The organism is Pseudoalteromonas sp. SCSIO_11900 (assembly GCF_000576475.1).
Classification (GTDB): Bacteria; Pseudomonadota; Gammaproteobacteria; order Enterobacterales; family Alteromonadaceae; genus Pseudoalteromonas; species Pseudoalteromonas tetraodonis.
On record NZ_KK070023.1, the window covers coordinates 1,566,972 to 1,583,965 of the forward strand.

Sequence of the window (16,994 nt, forward strand, 5' to 3'; positions counted from 1 at the left end):
TTTGCAGGCCACTGATGTACGTATTGCGGTCAAAGTTTTTAGGCTCAATCGTGCTGATGCCATGTTTAGGCGAGGCCACTATAGAAGAGGCCGACTTCCCTTTACGAATCGGCTATGAAGCATCCGGGGTAGTCATTGAAGTCGGGGAAGAGGTAAATCATTTACGCCTTGGGGAAGAGGTTTGTATTGTCCCTCAGATGGGGCTTTCTCAGAACGGCTGCTACGCAGAAGAGCTTGTCGTACCAAGTGAATATGTAGCACTCAAACCAGCAGGGCTAACCTTTGCTGAAGGCGCAGCAGCTTGGATGCAGTACCTAACAGTTTATGGCGCTTTTGGGGAGCATGAGTGCTGTCGGTCATTGTGCCGATATATTTTTTTACATCGAGCGGTTTCATAATCTAAGAACATGTTGAACACTTCCATACCGTCACCTGTTACAATAATAACTGTTACAAGATCGAGTGTTACAGTTTAAACTGTAGATTGGTCAACAGTTAAAATTGTTGAAAGGCTACAGTTTTATTTGTAGAATACGGGCTTATGAAAACTTTATCCGAACGATTAAACCATGCCTTGCAGCTTACTGGGGTGACTCAGTCTGAGTTGGCTCGTCGCATTGGTATCAAACAGCAGTCGATCAGCCAGATTTGCTCTGGTAAATCGGCTAGGTCTCGTTACACCATGCAGATCGCGGAAGCGCTTCGCGTGAATGCTCATTGGCTCGCCACTGGTGATGGCGAGATTGGCTTGGGGGTCGGTAATGTAGAAGTTGGGCCTGACATTAAGGGAAGAATTCCTCTCATTAACTGGGTTCAGGCCGGTGATTGGACTGAAATAGCGGAGGGATTTACCCATGAAGATGCTGAAGAGTGGCGTGAAGTCACTGGAAAAGCACATGAGGGTTGTTTCGCACTTCGCGTAAAAGGCGACAGTATGGAAAGTCCAAGCGGGAAAAAATCCATACCTGAGGGGGCAGTGATCGTTGTTGATCCTGAGTTACCTTGCACTTCAGGTTCATTGGTTGTTGCGCGTTTGGATGATTCGAAAGAAGCAACCTTTAAGCAGTTGGTCATTGACGGTGAACAGAAGTACCTAAAACCTTTGAACCCTCAATACCCTGCAATACCGATCAACGGCAACTGCACTATCATTGGTGTAGTACGACAAGCTATCATCGATTTTTGGTAGCGAAGGAATTTGTGGTTTAGCCACAGTTGTTCATGAGCTGAAGAAGCAACGATTGCAAACAGCTACAACTGAGCATTGGCGCACGCTGAGAGTAAATGGTAACCGATTAGATAACCATTGATTGTTTATAAAGTCAAGATCAGCGAAAATAGTGGCCAATTACGATTAACACGACGGATTTGACAAGCGAAGAACTGAAAGAGAGTACTTCCAAAAGTGTGTACAAATCCGTGTACAAACTAAAAGAATTTATACATGGCAAACCAAGATTTTCTTAATGAAATCAATAAGCGAAGGACCTTTGCTATCATCTCGCACCCGGATGCTGGTAAAACAACCATCACCGAAAAAGTACTTTTGTTCGGACAGGCGATTCAAAAAGCCGGTACTGTAAAAGGCCGTGGCTCTAATCAGCATGCAAAGTCTGACTGGATGGAAATGGAAAAAGAGCGTGGTATATCGGTTACTACTTCTGTAATGCAGTTTCCATATAACAATGCGCTAGTTAATTTACTTGATACCCCTGGGCACGAGGACTTCTCAGAAGATACTTACCGTACATTGACCGCGGTAGACTCGTGTTTAATGGTTATTGATGCCGCCAAAGGTGTAGAAGACCGTACCCGTAAATTAATGGAAGTTACTCGCCTACGAACCACGCCTATTGTTACTTTTATGAATAAGTGTGACCGTGATATTCGTGACCCAATGGAGCTACTAGATGAAGTAGAAACAGAGCTAAATATTGCTTGTGCGCCTATTACGTGGCCAATTGGTTGTGGTAAAGAGTTTAAAGGTGTTTACCACATTCATAATGACGAGGCGATTTTATACAAAACAGGCCAAGGTCATACTATTCAAGAAGTACGTACAGTTAAAGGCCTTGACAACCCAGAGCTTGATACTGCCATTGGTGAAGAGCTCGCTGAACAATTACGTGAAGAACTAGAGCTAGTAATAGGTGCCTCTAACGAGTTTGATCTTGAGCTGTTTTTAGCGGGTGAACTTTCGCCTGTGTACTTTGGTACAGCCCTTGGTAACTTTGGTGTAGACCATGTACTTGATGGTTTAACGCAGTGGGCACCAACACCATTGCCGCGCGAAACAGATGATCGCCAAGTTGTTGCAACAGAAGAAAATTTTACCGGCTTTGTGTTTAAAATTCAGGCCAATATGGACCCTAAACACCGCGACCGTATTGCCTTCATGCGTATCGTATCAGGTAAATACAGCCAAGGCATGAAAATGAACCATGTGCGTATAGGTAAACAAATAAGCATTTCTGATGCGGTAACCTTTATGGCAGGCGATCGTGAGCGCGCAGCTGATGCATACGCGGGCGACATTATTGGTTTACACAACCACGGCACAATCCAAATTGGTGATACCTTTACGCAAGGCGAAAAGCTAAAATTTAGTGGTATTCCTAACTTTGCCCCTGAGCTATTTCGTCGTATTCGTCTGCGCGATCCATTAAAACAAAAACAGCTATTAAAAGGACTGGTACAGCTATCTGAAGAGGGTGCAGTTCAGGTATTTAGACCACTTATTAATAACGATTTGATAGTGGGTGCGGTAGGTGTGCTTCAGTTTGACGTGGTTGTAGCGCGTTTAAAAGCAGAGTACAACGTAGATGCAATTTATGAAGGCGTAAACGTAAATACTGCGCGTTGGGTACACTGTGATGATGTTAAAAAGTTTGAAGAGTTTAAACGCAAGTGCGAAAGCAACCTAGCACTCGATGGTGGCGATAACCTAACTTACATAGCGCCGAGCCGTGTAAACCTTAATCTATCGGTAGAACGTTACCCAGACGTAACATTTAGCCATACGCGCGAAAACTAGAATTGACTGACTAAAGTTAACTGAAAGCCAGCTTTAGCGGGCTTACAAAGGTAAATAATATAATGAACATTCGTACCATCTTAGTAGAAAAAGCCATTGCCGCTATGATTGCAGCAGGCTTGCCTGAAGACACAAACCCAGCAGTTACACAAAGCACACGTCCACAATTTGGTGATTATCAAATTAATGGTGCAATGGGCGCCGCTAAAAAAATGAAAAGCAACCCACGCGAGCTTGCACAAAAAATTATTGATAATCTAGATGTAACTGACATTGCAGAAAAAACAGAAATTGCCGGCCCAGGTTTTATTAATATTCATTTAAAGCCTGAGTTTTTGGCCAACAGTGTAAAAGCAGCAAATAGCGATGCAAAACTGTCTGTAAACGAGCACGCTGAACCGCAAACTGTTGTGGTAGATTATTCATCGCCTAACCTTGCAAAAGAAATGCACGTAGGCCATTTGCGTTCAACCATTATCGGTGATGCCATTGTACGTGCGCTTGAATTTAGAGGCGATAAAGTCATTCGCCAAAACCACATGGGCGATTGGGGCACACAGTTTGGTATGCTAATTGCGCATTTAGAAGATCAAATTAGCCAAGGCGTAGACTTAGAGTCGGTAGCGCTTGCTGATTTAGAAACCTTCTACCGTGATGCGAAAAAGCGCTTTGATGATGAAGAAGGCTTTGCTGATAAAGCCCGTGATTACGTTGTTAAATTACAAGGTGGCGATGCACACTGTGAAAAACTGTGGAAGTTATTCATCGCCACGTCTGTAAAGCACTCTGAAGAAGTTTACAAGCGTCTAAACGTAACACTTACGCAAGACGATATTATGGCAGAAAGTGCTTACAACAGTGAGCTTAACGATATTATTAGCTTATTAAAAAATAAAAACATAGCTGTAGAGTCGCAAGGCGCACAAGTCGTATTTTTAGATGAACTTGCCAATAAAGATGGTGAGCCATCGGCGTTTATCGTGCAAAAATCAGGTGGCGGGTTTTTATATGCAACTACCGACTTAGCAGCGTGTGATTACCGTTCCAACAAACTAGGCGCAGATCGTATTTTAATATTTGTTGATGCACGCCAGAGTCTTCACTTTAATCAAGTAGAGCTAACTGCGCGTAAAGCCGGTTTATTACGTGATGAAACAAGCTATGAGTTTTGTCCATTTGGCACCATGATGGGCGCTGATGGTAAACCATTTAAAACTCGTACAGGTGGTACAGTAAAACTTGCTGATTTACTTGAAGAGTCGATTAGCCGTGCAGCAACAAAACTTGCAGAGCGTGAATCTGACTTATCAGAACATGAGCGCAGTGAAATTGCGCGTAAAGTAGGTATTGGCGCAGTTAAATATGCTGACCTTTCTAAGCATCGTACCAGCGATTACATCTTCAACTGGGACACCATGTTAAGCTTTGAAGGCGCAACAGCCCCTTACTTACAATATGCTTATACGCGTGTTCGCAGTATTTTCCGTAAATCAGGTGTAGATGCCGCTGCGCTAAATGCTGATGTAGCTATTACAGAGCCGCAAGAAAAAGCGCTAGCGCTTAAACTACTTCAGCTTGAAGAAGTGCTTGATCTGATGATCAATGAAGCCACACCGCACGTATTATGTGGTTACTTATACGAACTAGCTAGTTTATACATGACATTCTATGAAGCTTGCCCAGTACTTAAAGAAGGGGTAGAGCCAAGCGTACGTGATAGCCGTTTAGTGCTGTGTAATTTAGTGGCAGATACGCTAAAAACGGGTTTAGATCTGTTAGGCATCGAAGTCATGGAGCAAATGTAATCTGCTGCGTGTAGTTCGCTTTGACTGCGTTGTCGTGCTTTTTTAGCCTAAGTCACATACAAAAACGTATGCTCTTTGGCGTAAAAAAGCACTTCGCCTTGTCAGCACTTCTACACTTGCAGATGCGAAGCTTGGCACTAAATAGTTGACCCTAATCACATACAACTACGTATGCTCATAGGGATAAGTAGGGATGGATGCCTTATCTTAGGCTAAACTACTTAGGTGAACGTCTGCTGCGTGTAGTTCGCTTTAGCTGCGTTGGTAAAACTATTTAGCCTAAGTCACATACAAACCGTATGCTCCTTGACATAAATAGTTTTACCGCCTTGCTAGCACTCCTACACTTGCAGATGATTTTAGGCTTTACTTGACGAACTTTTGTAAATTAATCAATTTTGTAGCTGATAGCACCGTAGGTTGGGTTGAGTGAAACGAAACCCAACACTAAACTAACATTAAACAAAACATTTTTATTTTTGCTCTTATAACGATTAACAGCCTGACCTTAACTTACCCACATACGCTTTAATAAACAGAGAAGGATTTGTTTATGAAACTCGAAGACATCCGCCGTGAATACCTGCAAGATGCGCTCAGTGAAGACAACTTGCTTGATGATCCGTTTAAGCAGTTTGAAACCTGGCTTGAGCATGCTGTTGCCAGTAATTTACCCGACCCTACAGCAATGGTGGTCGCTACGGTTGATGACACTGGTCAGCCTTCACAGCGTATTGTGCTGCTAAAGCATTTAGATGATAACGGTTTTGTGTTTTTTACTAATACCGGTTCACGAAAAGCACAAGAGCTTAAAGGCAATAATAAAATTTCCTTGCACTTTCCATGGCACCACATGGAGCGCCAAGTGATTGTGTATGGTGAGGCGCAGCCGCTTCCAACGTCAGCCGTGGCTAAGTACTTTTTATCACGTCCAAAAGAAAGTCAATTAGCCGCTTGGGCGTCGCAACAAAGCCGCCCGGTGTCGTCGCGCAAAGTGTTAATGGAAACCTTTGCCAATATGAAAAACAAGTTTGCCAAAAGTGAAATACCACTCCCTGATTTTTGGGGCGGATATTGTGTTGTGCCGCAAAAAATCGAGTTTTGGCAAGGCGGAGCGCACCGTCTACATGATCGCTTTATGTATCAGCGTCAGGCCGATAATAGCTGGCAAATAACGCGCTTAAATCCGTAGTGGGCTAGTTTTTTGAAGTTTATAGACTCGCATTGCCATCTTGATTTTAGTGAGTTTGACGCAACCCGCGAATCACTTATTAATGCCTGTGTAGCAAAGGGCGTTAGCCAATTTATTGTGCCAGGTATTAGCTTGGCGCAATCTCAAAACCTACTAGGGTTTAAAGCAACCTACCCACAAGTCAGCATAGCGGCAGGGCTGCATCCTTACTTTTTAGAGCAACACCAACAATCACATTTAGAGTCATTATTTAATTTTGCTAAAGCAAATAAAGCACAGCTGGTGGCTATTGGTGAGTGCGGTCTCGATCGCAGTATCGAAAATCTTGAAAAACAAACCTTTTTGTTTGAGCAGCAAACAGCGCTTGCTAATGAGCTTGATTTACCGCTAATTGTTCATCACAGGCAAAGCCATGATTTAATTGCGCAGTCGTTTAAGCGTTGTAGGCCAAAAAACGGCGGTGTGATCCATGCTTTTTCAGGCTCAATTCAACAAGCGCACTATTATATAAAGCAGGGTTTTAAACTTGGAGTCGGTGGGGTTATAACTTACGAGCGTGCAGCTAAAACACGTGCAGTTATAGCAAAGCTTGAGCCGCAGCATTTAGTGCTTGAAACTGACTCACCTTCAATGCCGCTAAGTGGCTATCAAGGGGAGGTAAATACCCCACTGCATATTCCTAACGTATTTGATGCGCTTTATGGTTTAAAACCAAATAGCGATAAATTTCAATTAGCTGAGCAGCTTTATGATTCATGCTCAGACGTTTTTTGTATATAACGATTTACTTGCCAGCGCTTTAATCCTCGGCCTAATTGCCAAGTAAAAATACAGGCAATCACTAACATAAGTAGCACTTGGCGACCTAAATCATGAAAGTGATTATGGCTAGCCGATACCGCAGCACGGGTTAAATAGGTAATAGATACAAAGCCAATCGGGCGGTTGTCGTCTGAAATAACTTGCTCAACAAAAGGCGTTTTTAACTTACTAATACCCGGTGATGAGTCAGGTAATAAGCCATACACATGATGCGATTGCCAATTATCGCTGCTCGCAAGTACCACACCTTGTTTGTCATAAATAGTGGCCGAGAGTACAAATTCATCTTTACTGATATTGTTGCATAAGGTGGTCAGTTGCGGCTTGTTTTTTTCTATCAGCGGATTTTTAGCATTCAGTGCCATAAACTGAGTGAGAGATTTAGCTGCGCTATTGGCATTATCGTAAAGCAGTTGATGACTTTGAAAGCTACTATTTATACCCACCCAGCTTAATAACACAAAGCAGCTAGCGGCCAATAGCAAACGGACTAAACGCTTTTTTTGCGAGGCTGTAAGTGGATTTTTAAGATGGTTATTTTTCATAGTCACCGTATATGCTGCTGACAGCATTTTGATTTGATGTTACAACTACACTATAACCTTAAATCCACCCTGATGGCGAATTTTGTATCTTATATCCTTATCATCAATGCGCTAAATGTCAGGAAATATAAACGGAGATCCCATGTCGAACGCGAACATGGCACAGCACAGCGCTGAGCAACCATTATCACAACTTACCCTAAATAAATGGTTCAGCTATCAAAAGGGCGTATTTGCACCACTAAATACAACACCAAACAGAAACCAAGGGCTTTTTAGTATCGCATTTGCAGGCGATTTTAGTATGGTGCATATCAATAGCATGATTGAGTTCTTTGCGGCTCACCAGCAAAAAGTAACGGCTATTTGTCAATACCAGCCAGATTTAGGGTTATCTCCGGCATTATGTTTTTATATAGAAAATACAGAGCAGGCAATAAACCCACTTGAACTTCAAGCTTTTGCAAATACCTTGACGTGTCAGTTAGTGCAAGTAACCAATCCCCCTAATTTAAAAAAACCAGGATTATTGGTAATGGATATGGATTCAACAGCCATTACTATTGAGTGCATTGATGAAATTGCGCGTTTAGCTAATGTATATGACGAGGTTGCCAGCGTGACTGCGCAGGCAATGGCAGGCAAGCTTGATTTTAGTGAGAGTTTAAACCAACGCGTTGCCAAGCTTGAAGGCATTGAAAAGAGCTTAATTGATGATCTTAAAAGTGCACTGCCTTTAATGCCGGGTATTAAAGCGTTGTGTCAAATTTTAAAGCGCCACCAATGGTATTTAGCGATTGCATCAGGCGGGTTTGTGCCGTTTGCAGAGCGTGTACAAGAGTTAATTAATTTAGATGAAGTGCATGCCAATGTATTAGAATTTAAAGACGATAAACTAACAGGTAAAGTGTTAGGTGGTATTGTTGATGCTGAGCAAAAAGCGGTTATTTTAGAATCGCTTCAACAAAAACTAGGCCTTGAAAAAACGCAAACAGTTGCCATTGGTGATGGCGCAAATGATTTAAAAATGATGGCTCAAGCAGGATTAGGCGTTGCTGTGCATGGCAAACCTAAAGTAGTTGAACAAGCCCAAGCGGCTATTTGCCAAGGCTCGTTATTACAACTGCTGTATATGTTGGCGGTTCCGCTAAATCCATCTCAGGGTTAACGTAAACGGTTTAACCAAATTAGTTTTCGCCTAGACATTTGCTCAACCTGTTGTTGGTTGAGCGATAAATGTACAAGGGCTTCGTCACTTACATCAATAATATCGCCAACTCCCGATACTGACCACAAGGCATCCTCTAAGTCTTTAGCCTTGTGAATTGCGTATTGGCTAACGTATTTTAGCTCACTTGCTAAGTAGTCAGTATCGAGTCGACCAGTACGTGAAATATATAAACGCATTATAAAAACCAGCTCAGACTTCAGCCCTTTACTTACTTGCTGTTTAAACTCGCTGCAGTCGGTGCCTAAAATACACTGACTGGTAATTGCATCGGCTATATTTTCTTTTTTAGGATCGAAGTTAATCACCAAACTAAATTCTAATGGCGAGTCTTGGCGAGAGCGCTCTTTAATATTCGGGGTGATCACATCAGTAATGTGCGCTTTAGTAATAATATTTGATAAGTCTGTTTTAGTATTTAGCAGCGAAAAATTTTGTAAAATAACATGCAGAGGGCTTGGATATAAACCAAATCCCATGGCGCCAATTTCAAAGTGAGCCATTGATTTATGTAAATATATTGGGAACTGGCAAAGTGTTTTGGTTACCATATTTCTAAGTGCAGTAGAAAGCCCTGGTACTTTAGGTGACTCTTCTGCTATTTTTAATTTTTGTTTATTGCTGTCAATTAAAAGAGTAAAAAAATCGACCCCAGTATGAGGCGACTTTTTCTCTACATGTGCTTTTAAATTAATCGTGGTTAACGATTTACTCACCGCCATTACTTCATATTGAATAAGACTTAATGAATAACTTTTGGTGATTTTTTGTAAATCAGGGAATGACAGCGACACGATATCGCCTTTTTTAAAGTTTACTTCTTGATTACACTCTAGTTGCAAACCAAAGACTGAAAAGTCCCGAGTGTGGCCATGCAGCACTGAGTCGCGGGTGTTAATAACGACGCTGGTTTTATAAAGGTAACGCTTATTAGAACGAAGGTTCACGTACTCTAACGGCACGGTATTTAGCTCCGGCGGTGATGCATGCTTACTGTGGCCAAACAATTTCAATTTATTGGCCAAGGCTTTATCAAATTCATACTGTTGATAATGCTGTTGTTCATGCTTATTACCTACTTGAGTAAGTAGCATTAAATATTTTACGTCTTTTATGGCGCCTTCAACACGTGGTGAAGGCGGTTTATTAAGTTTCTCAATATCTTTACCCAAAGAGTTAGGTAAAGATAAAGGAATATAAGCATCTTCAGTATGGCTTGGCATCAATTGTAATTTAAAGCAGCGCCAACTGTCTCTTCGGCTACCAAAACCAAAAAATAACGCTTTTAATTGTGCATGTTGCTCAAGCTCTGAACGAGTGGCTGAATAGTAGTAAATTTTTCCTGCAGAGACATGGGTAAAGGTATATAAATATTCCTCTTTTACAGCCACAGGTTTTAGTGCCAAGTTACGAATACGCTCATGGTTTAACACACTGTATAGGCAGGATATTTTGCGCTCATCGGTAAAGTAACGTTGAATAAACAGGCTGTTTTCAGTAGTTAAACTTAGGCTTGGATAATAAACACCGTTTTTTTGACTTATAAAAACGTATAGCGAATTGACCCTAGGAATATAATATTGCTCGTAGCCTTTAGAAATAACTGCATCGAGGGTGTTATCTAAGTTCACTTTGTAGCGGCGTTTATTGCCATGGATAAAGCTTTCTAAAAAATGGTCAAACGCGGTGTTGTTTTCTTTAAATGTGCGTTTTAAGCGAATATGATTAAATTCATCCGAGGTATTTTCTATCGCAACCACTTCGTATTCAATCCCATTTTTTAACCCAAGCTCAAAATCTTGTTCAAGGCCAACTAAGTGCATAACAATAAGCTGACCTTTTTTTAAGTTATAGCGGGATGCCAACTTAATTTTACAGCCACTGAGTGAAATATCAGAAGTACTTGCTTCAATTTTTGTTTGCTCATCGTACTCAATAGTAATTTTAATTGAGTAATTCATTCGCTCTTCGCTACGACTTTCATAAGCCGCAAACTTAATTACATCGGTGGGTAGTTCGCGTGATGGTTCAATTATTTTAGGCGGGGTGGTCGTTGATTTTTGCTGTAAAACACGAAAATTATTTTCGGTGTTCATCACCGCTTCGTACACGGCAAGGGTGTAGCCTTTATGTTGTTTTATTGCTGCTTCGAATACTTCAATGGCGGTGTCATCCATAAAGTGTTGTTTACCGTTATGCTCATATGGTTTTACTTGACCGGTAACTAAACCACGTAGATCAATAAAGCGGTCTATCGGCTGAGATAAACGCGACATTTCCATTTTTATTAAAAACTGCTCGGGTTTGCTTAACTCGGCGGTTTTTGACTTGAAAATGAGATCAAACTTAGCATTTCCCAAATACTGTTTTAATTCATTTACAAGCGCTTCATGCTTGAGCAATACGTCTTCAGCCATTTATAAATCATCACCGTCTAATTTAAAAGTAGGTATACTGTTGCAATCATTTATTAGAGAATTAAATGAATCTAATATCGAAAAGTAGTTAAATGCGACCACGATATTATGCGTAACTATACTTTGTGTTTATTGTTATTCGTTATGAGCCAATTAGTTGGCACGTTTTTATTAGTACTTTAAAGCAAGAAGCATGCCCTAAAGCAGGTTAAATGAAACTACATCAGTATAGTGTGATACTAAATGCGCTATTCCACAAGGCGTTGTTGCTAAGGTAAAGCCAGCAATGGCAAAATAAGCGCTTAACAGTCAATATTTCAAAATAAAGAATAGTAGGTAAGGTTTTAAATGGCTAAAGCGGCAAAAGTAGAGTTTGTTTGTACAGAATGTGGCATGAACTATCAACGCTGGCAAGGTCAGTGTCGCTGCGGTGCGTGGAACACATTAGCAGAGTTTAAACCTTCTGCAGGGCAAAGCAAAAAAGTAGCAGCTCGTGCAAGTGTCGGTGGCTACGCCGGTGGTATTGGCGGTGGCTCTAAAAAAATTAATGAAGTAGCAACCTCAGAGGCAGAAAAACAGCTTACTGAAATTGGCGAACTTGACCGTGTTTTAAGCGGCGGTGTAACCACCGGCTCGGTTAATATTATTTCTGGCGATCCGGGGGCGGGTAAAACCACGCTACTATCGGATTTAGTGGCAAGAATGTCTCAGCGCATGCCATCGCTTTATTGTACTGCTGAGGAGTCTTTGTCGCAGTTTAAAAACCGAGTAAACCGTTTAAAACTTAACTATAACGAAGATGAGCTCTATTTACTTTCTGAAACCAGTGTTGAAACCATTATTGAAGAGCTGGATAAAAACAAAATTAAGTTTGCCGTTATCGACTCTATTCAAGCCGTGGTCACCGACACCGCTAATGGTAGCCCTGGCTCACCCTCGCAAGTAAAAAGTGCCGCTCAAGCGCTAACCCAATATTGTAAGCAAAACGATGTCACTATGTTCATTATTGCTCACGTAAATAAAAATAATGAAATAGCTGGCCCGCAAACATTAGTGCATATTGTTGATGCACTGTTACATATTGATACCAACGATGGTCAAGTGCGTACGCTACGTGCTAATAAAAATCGCTTTGGTGATATAGATACTGTGGGCATTTTTAAAATGTGTGAACGCGGTATGCTCAGTGTGGATAACCCCAGCGAAATTTTCTTATCCGGTTCAACCACTGAATCACCGGGGTCGACGATTACCTGTATTCGTAAAGGTAATCGTAATTTACTACTCGAAATTCAATGTTTAACCACTGAAACAGAAGCAGAATTTCCACAGCGAGTATGTGTTGGTTTAAATATGAACCGGATTAAAATGCTCACCGGTATTTTACGTAAACACACCAAAACTAAAATATTCCACGATACGTTTTTTAATATTGTGGGCGGCCTAAAAATTGATGAATCAGAAACCTGTATTGATTTAGCGCTTGTTACTGCACTTTTAAGTAGCTTGAACGAGTTTGTTGTACCTCGAACCACTTGTATTATGGGGGAGCTAAGTTTAAACGGAGATGTGCGTCCAATCGACAGTGGTGTACCCCGTGTTAAAGAAGCGGCGCAACATGGGTTTACTGAAATATTTATCCCATTTCGTAACTACCATAAATCGATGGAAGGGCTGGGTGCTAAAATAACGCCAGTTAAAACAGTGCACGAGCTACTGAGTTTAACTAACAAACAAAAAGTGCTTAACGATGCGTGTTCTCAATGTTAGTCTTGCTTAAAGCCACTTATATAAAGAGTTTAATAAGGAAATGACATGAAAAAATTAGTGATTGCAGCCGCGATTATTGCTGCAGGTGTGGGTGGCGTGAGCTATGCAAACTATGTTGCAACACAAGAGGTACGTGCTGAGGTTGATAAACAGTTGGCCTTGGTCAGCGAACAAACAGGTGCTAGTTTTAACTACGCAGAGCTATCGGCGAGTGTTATTTCAAACAGTGTTGCCATTAGTAATATTGAAGTGACTAGCCCTGAGGGCGATAAAATTGCCACGGTTGAGCATGTTGAAGTGACAGGCTACGAAACCGATAAAATATCGCCACATACTGCTTTTACGTTTAAAAACTTTCAATTTGATAAAAGCTTTGTCGATACACTGCCTGCAGATACAAATACACAACTTGCCTCAGCCAGTTATGATTTACACTCTTCATTAGATTACGATGAGCAATCAGGTAACAGTGATATTATTGTTAAGCTGCAAGCTAATGATATTGCTAGTATTGATATGGACATGGGGCTTGCTAATTCTAAAGCGCTTATGGACGCTTCACTTGAAATCAGTAAGGCTCAACAAGCTGCAGGCAGTACGCCATTTACTTATGAGCAAGAGTTACAGCAGCAAACAATGATTATGCAAGCAATGAGTAAGCTAGAGCCACGTAATGTTAGCTTAGTTGTTAATAACCAAGGTGATCTTAAAGGCTTATTAGAAAGCGAGTTGGCAAAGCAAGGTATGACGTTAGAGCAAATGCAAACAATGCTTGATCAACAGCTTCAACAAGCACCTGTGACCGAAGAAATAGCCAAGGCGTTAACTGATTTTGCTAAAGGACTAAATTCGTTTAGTGTGTCTGCAAAACTGCCTGAAGGTAAAACTATGATGGAAGTGAATCAGCAACTAATGATGTTAGCAGGGCAACCCGAAGAGCTGGTTAAGTTTATAAATTTAGAAGTTAAAGGCAAATAACAGCGGTAAGTTATAAGCCGTCAGGATTCAATTTAAAACAAAAAAGCCGTACTTGATTATTCAAGTACGGCTTTTATTATTTTAGCTGATAGTTAGTGAAGAATACGCGCTCTAATTGTACCTTCAACTGCACTGAGCTCTTTAAGTGCGACTTCTGAGTGATCTGTGTCTACATCAATAACCACGTAACCAATTGCTTCATCGGTTTGTAAGTACTGTGCGGCAATGTTAATACCGTGCTGAGCAAACGCTTGGTTAATTTGCGTTAGCACGCCAGGGCGGTTGTGATGCACGTGTAACAAGCGGCTGCGATTAGCAAGCTCTGGTAATGATACTTCAGGGAAGTTAACCGCAGTAATAGTTGAGCCGTTATCTGAGTACTTAGCGAGTTTACCCGCTACTTCAATACCAATGTTCTCTTGTGCTTCTTGAGTAGAGCCACCTATATGCGGCGTTAAAATAACGTTGTCGAATTCACGCAGTGGCGAGATAAATTCTTCATCGTTAGATTTAGGTTCAACTGGGAATACGTCAATTGCTGCGCCGCTGAGTTTTTTCTCTGTTAGCGCTTCTGCTAGGGCGTCAATATCAACGACAGTACCACGTGAAGCGTTAATTAAAATAGAGCCTTGCTTCATTACCGCCAATTCAGCCGTGCCAATCAGGTTTTTAGTTTGCGGTGTTTCAGGTACGTGCAAGCTAATAATATCAGCGCGTTGCAATAGCTGCGTTAAGTTATGTACTTGTGTCGCATTACCTAAAGACAGTTTGTCTTCAATGTCGTAATACTCCACGTTCATACCAATATTTTCAGCCATAATGCCCAACTGAGTACCAATGTGACCGTAGCCAATAATACCTAAGGTTTTACCGCGCGCTTCAAACGAGCCATTGGCTGTTTTTAACCAGCCACCACGGTGCGCAGCGGCATTTCGCTGTGGAATACCACGTAATAAAAGTAGTATTTCGCCAAGTACAAGCTCAGCTACAGAGCGAGTATTAGAAAATGGAGCGTTAAATACGGCAATACCGCGTTCACGTGCTGCGTTTAAATCTACTTGGTTGGTGCCAATACAAAAACAACCGATAGCAACCAGTTTTTCAGCTGCATTTAATACCGATTCATTAATATGAGTACGAGAACGCAGCCCCACAAAGTGCACATCTTTAATGCGCTCAATAAGCTCGTCCTCAGGTAGCGATGTTTTAACGTAGTCGATATTGCTATAACCGTTACGTTTTAGCGTTTCAACAGCGCTTTGATGAACACCTTCAAGCAAGAGAATTTTAATTTTGTCTTTTGCTAACGATACCTTACTCATAACCATATCCTATTTAATTTGTGGCCCATTTTTTGTGCCGATAATCACTTTATCAGCACCGCGCTCTGCAAATAGGCCGTTGGTGACTACGCCAACAATTTGATTTATTTGTGTTTCAAGCTGTTTAGCATGGGTAATTTTTAAATTATGTACATCTAAAATAACGTTGCCGTTATCGGTTACAACACCTTGGCGATACACAGGGTCGCCACCAAGTTTTAATAATTCGCGGGCAACATAGCTGCGCGCCATCGGAATAACTTCAACCGGAAGAGGGAAATCCCCTAAGGTATCGACTAGTTTGGTGTCATCAACAATACACACAAACTGTTTAGCCACTGCCGCTACTATTTTTTCACGGGTGAGTGCTGCACCACCGCCTTTAATCATTTCGTTTAGAGCGTTAATTTCATCTGCGCCATCAACGTACACATCCAGAGCATCAACATCATTTAGCTCAAATACTTCTATACCAAGTTCTTTTAAACGTGCTGTAGACGCTTCTGAACTAGATACTGCACCAACAATGGTGTCTTTTACTGTGCCTAAAGCATCAATAAAATGATTAACGGTTGAGCCTGTACCAACACCCACTATGGTGTTTTCTTTTACAAACTCGAGTGCAGCCCATGCAGCTGCTTTTTTTAATTCATCTTGTGTCATTGCTATGTGCTCATTTATGTCAAAAATAGACTGTTAGTTTACAAGATTAATTGTTACCAACAGTAGGTTTTATTGGGTGTAATAATAGTTTTAAGAGGCACATCCCACGATTCAATTGGGAGCTTATCCACTTGTTGGCATTCGTGTGCTAGGCCAATAAGTTGTGGTTGTTGCCAATCTTGTTCGTATAAACGTGCCAAGGTTCTATCGTAAAACCCACCCCCCATTCCAAGGCGATTACCAAATTTATCAAATGCAACAAGTGGCATAAGTAGATAATCAAGCGCTGGCAATGGGCATATTTGAGAGCAGTTCAGCTTAGGCTCCAAGATACCATAGCGATTTGCCCTCATGGGTGAGTTTTTTTCATATCGTTGAAATAGTAAATTAGCCCCGTTGAAAGGGTGAATTACAGGTAAGTAAACATGCTGTTTAATGCTCCATAATTCATTAATTAACAATGAGGTATCTAATTCACCATCATTGCTTAAATAAAGCGCGATATTGCTTTTTTTGGCCGAGTTCATGCTTTTTAAATATTGAATAAAATTCACTTTAAGCGAGTGGGCCGCTATTTCTTGCTGGTTTTTTGATAGGTTATTACGTGCTTTACGAATATCGTGTCTTATTTGTGCGCGATTATTGCTCATTAAATATCTAAACCATAATTAAAAAGAGAATAAGTTCGGAAACATCAAATACACAGCAAGCACAATAAGTAATATTACAACTGTGGTAATCAGTGAATATAAAACAAGGTTACTGCGTTTTTTGGGTGTTGTAGAGAATGGCTCATCTAGCATTAAATCGTCATCTTGCCATGGTTCGTCATTTTCATCAGACAGAGATAACTCAACCTCGGGGAGACGTTGCTCAAGATCCTCAAGTTTCTCTTCAAGACGAATTAAGCTACTAGTAATGTAATCTAGGGCATCAAATAAGCGCTGATCTCGCTGGCTGTCGTGCGCTTTTTGAGAAGTAGCTTGTGTAGGGGCTGTTTGCTGAAGTTTGCTTTTGATCCCCAGCGTTGAAAGTAACTTGGCTTGCTTAAGGGCTTTCTCTTTGTTGCTAGGAGCAAACAGCAGCTTGCCATTAAAAAATGCCGCCACCTTTTCAGGTGAGGTTTTTAGTTTTTCTGTCAGTGCATTGGTCACTGCTTGGCTGTCTGCGCCTTCTGCAAGTCCTACAAATATAACACGAAAATTGTCGGCCATTTTT

General features: G+C 41.2%; 15 protein-coding genes. 9 read left to right on the top strand and 6 right to left on the bottom strand.

The features are described from left to right. From BG00_RS07235 to BG00_RS07260, 6 genes are all read left to right on the top strand, one after another. On the top strand, nt 1-398 hold a 398-nt coding region (locus tag BG00_RS07235), incomplete at its 5' end, for an alcohol dehydrogenase catalytic domain-containing protein (RefSeq protein WP_253861357.1). 143 nt (nt 399-541) lie between these two features. Then, nucleotides 542-1,189: a LexA family protein gene (locus tag BG00_RS07240; protein WP_036981549.1), complete on the top strand. Its 648-nt coding sequence runs from the start codon at nt 542-544 to the stop codon at nt 1,187-1,189. A gap of 255 nt (nt 1,190-1,444) precedes the next feature. Beyond that, on the top strand, nt 1,445-3,034 hold the full coding sequence (gene prfC, locus BG00_RS07245; protein ID WP_036981551.1) for a peptide chain release factor 3: 1,590 nt from the start codon (nt 1,445-1,447) through the stop codon (nt 3,032-3,034). Nucleotides 3,035-3,096: 62 nt separating this feature from the next. Continuing rightward, nucleotides 3,097-4,839 (top strand): arginine--tRNA ligase, encoded by a 1,743-nt coding sequence (argS, locus tag BG00_RS07250; RefSeq protein WP_036981552.1) that lies wholly within the window; start codon nt 3,097-3,099, stop codon nt 4,837-4,839. Nucleotides 4,840-5,392: 553 nt separating this feature from the next. Further along, the gene (gene pdxH / locus BG00_RS07255; RefSeq protein WP_036981554.1) at nt 5,393-6,031 is read left to right on the top strand and encodes a pyridoxamine 5'-phosphate oxidase; all 639 of its coding nucleotides are present in this window, start codon (nt 5,393-5,395) and stop codon (nt 6,029-6,031) included. Between the two features lie 12 nt (nt 6,032-6,043). Further along, the gene (locus BG00_RS07260; protein WP_036981556.1) at nt 6,044-6,811 is read left to right on the top strand and encodes a TatD family hydrolase; all 768 of its coding nucleotides are present in this window, start codon (nt 6,044-6,046) and stop codon (nt 6,809-6,811) included. Here the strand turns inward: BG00_RS07260 and BG00_RS07265 are convergent. Continuing rightward, nucleotides 6,778-7,398, bottom strand: coding sequence for an AhpA/YtjB family protein (locus BG00_RS07265; RefSeq protein WP_036983393.1), 621 nt, complete (start codon nt 7,396-7,398; stop codon nt 6,778-6,780). The two genes, BG00_RS07260 and BG00_RS07265, sit on opposite strands and share 34 nt — an antisense overlap. A 142-nt stretch (nt 7,399-7,540) precedes the next feature. On the opposite strand from BG00_RS07265, the gene serB reads away from it, so the two are divergent. Then, complete coding sequence (gene serB / locus BG00_RS07270) at nt 7,541-8,566, top strand: phosphoserine phosphatase SerB (protein ID WP_036981557.1); 1,026 nt, start codon at nt 7,541-7,543, stop codon at nt 8,564-8,566. On the opposite strand, the gene BG00_RS07275 is transcribed toward serB, so the two are convergent. Then, complete coding sequence (locus BG00_RS07275) at nt 8,563-11,043, bottom strand: PilZ domain-containing protein (RefSeq protein ID WP_036981558.1); 2,481 nt, start codon at nt 11,041-11,043, stop codon at nt 8,563-8,565. The two genes, serB and BG00_RS07275, sit on opposite strands and share 4 nt — an antisense overlap. A 348-nt stretch (nt 11,044-11,391) precedes the next feature. Here BG00_RS07275 and radA point away from each other — a divergent pair, with 348 nt between their 5' ends. After that, nucleotides 11,392-12,813, top strand: coding sequence for a DNA repair protein RadA (gene radA, locus BG00_RS07280; protein WP_051498234.1), 1,422 nt, complete (start codon nt 11,392-11,394; stop codon nt 12,811-12,813). 45 nt (nt 12,814-12,858) lie between these two features. Next, the gene (locus BG00_RS07285) at nt 12,859-13,791 is read left to right on the top strand and encodes a hypothetical protein (protein WP_036981560.1); all 933 of its coding nucleotides are present in this window, start codon (nt 12,859-12,861) and stop codon (nt 13,789-13,791) included. 92 nt (nt 13,792-13,883) lie between these two features. On the opposite strand, the gene serA is transcribed toward BG00_RS07285, so the two are convergent. Genes serA through BG00_RS07305 form a run of 4 tightly spaced genes read right to left on the bottom strand, consistent with a single transcriptional unit; the run spans nt 13,884 to nt 16,990 of the window. Continuing rightward, a complete protein-coding gene (gene serA / locus BG00_RS07290) occupies nt 13,884-15,113 on the bottom strand; it encodes a phosphoglycerate dehydrogenase (RefSeq protein WP_028833921.1) in 1,230 nt (409 codons plus the stop codon). A 9-nt stretch (nt 15,114-15,122) separates the two neighbouring features. After that, on the bottom strand, nt 15,123-15,776 hold the full coding sequence (gene rpiA, locus BG00_RS07295; RefSeq protein WP_013465690.1) for a ribose-5-phosphate isomerase RpiA: 654 nt from the start codon (nt 15,774-15,776) through the stop codon (nt 15,123-15,125). Between the two features lie 53 nt (nt 15,777-15,829). After that, nucleotides 15,830-16,426 (bottom strand): 5-formyltetrahydrofolate cyclo-ligase, encoded by a 597-nt coding sequence (locus BG00_RS07300; protein WP_036981561.1) that lies wholly within the window; start codon nt 16,424-16,426, stop codon nt 15,830-15,832. 18 nt (nt 16,427-16,444) lie between these two features. Then, nucleotides 16,445-16,990 (bottom strand): hypothetical protein, encoded by a 546-nt coding sequence (locus BG00_RS07305; protein ID WP_036981562.1) that lies wholly within the window; start codon nt 16,988-16,990, stop codon nt 16,445-16,447. Nucleotides 16,991-16,994: the final 4 nt, after the last annotated feature.

Excerpts from the sequence above, each read along its gene's own strand:
- BG00_RS07240 (WP_036981549.1), top strand. The coding sequence starts at position 542 with ATGAAAACTTTATCCGAACGATTAAACCATGCCTTGCAGCTTACTGGG.
- prfC (WP_036981551.1), top strand. The coding sequence starts at position 1,445 with ATGGCAAACCAAGATTTTCTTAATGAAATCAATAAGCGAAGGACCTTT.
- argS (WP_036981552.1), top strand. The coding sequence starts at position 3,097 with ATGAACATTCGTACCATCTTAGTAGAAAAAGCCATTGCCGCTATGATT.
- pdxH (WP_036981554.1), top strand. The coding sequence starts at position 5,393 with ATGAAACTCGAAGACATCCGCCGTGAATACCTGCAAGATGCGCTCAGT.
- BG00_RS07265 (WP_036983393.1), bottom strand. The coding sequence starts at position 7,398 with ATGAAAAATAACCATCTTAAAAATCCACTTACAGCCTCGCAAAAAAAG.
- serB (WP_036981557.1), top strand. The coding sequence starts at position 7,541 with ATGTCGAACGCGAACATGGCACAGCACAGCGCTGAGCAACCATTATCA.
- BG00_RS07275 (WP_036981558.1), bottom strand. The coding sequence starts at position 11,043 with ATGGCTGAAGACGTATTGCTCAAGCATGAAGCGCTTGTAAATGAATTA.
- radA (WP_051498234.1), top strand. The coding sequence starts at position 11,392 with ATGGCTAAAGCGGCAAAAGTAGAGTTTGTTTGTACAGAATGTGGCATG.
- BG00_RS07285 (WP_036981560.1), top strand. The coding sequence starts at position 12,859 with ATGAAAAAATTAGTGATTGCAGCCGCGATTATTGCTGCAGGTGTGGGT.
- serA (WP_028833921.1), bottom strand. The coding sequence starts at position 15,113 with ATGAGTAAGGTATCGTTAGCAAAAGACAAAATTAAAATTCTCTTGCTT.
- rpiA (WP_013465690.1), bottom strand. The coding sequence starts at position 15,776 with ATGACACAAGATGAATTAAAAAAAGCAGCTGCATGGGCTGCACTCGAG.
- BG00_RS07300 (WP_036981561.1), bottom strand. The coding sequence starts at position 16,426 with ATGAGCAATAATCGCGCACAAATAAGACACGATATTCGTAAAGCACGT.
- BG00_RS07305 (WP_036981562.1), bottom strand. The coding sequence starts at position 16,990 with ATGGCCGACAATTTTCGTGTTATATTTGTAGGACTTGCAGAAGGCGCA.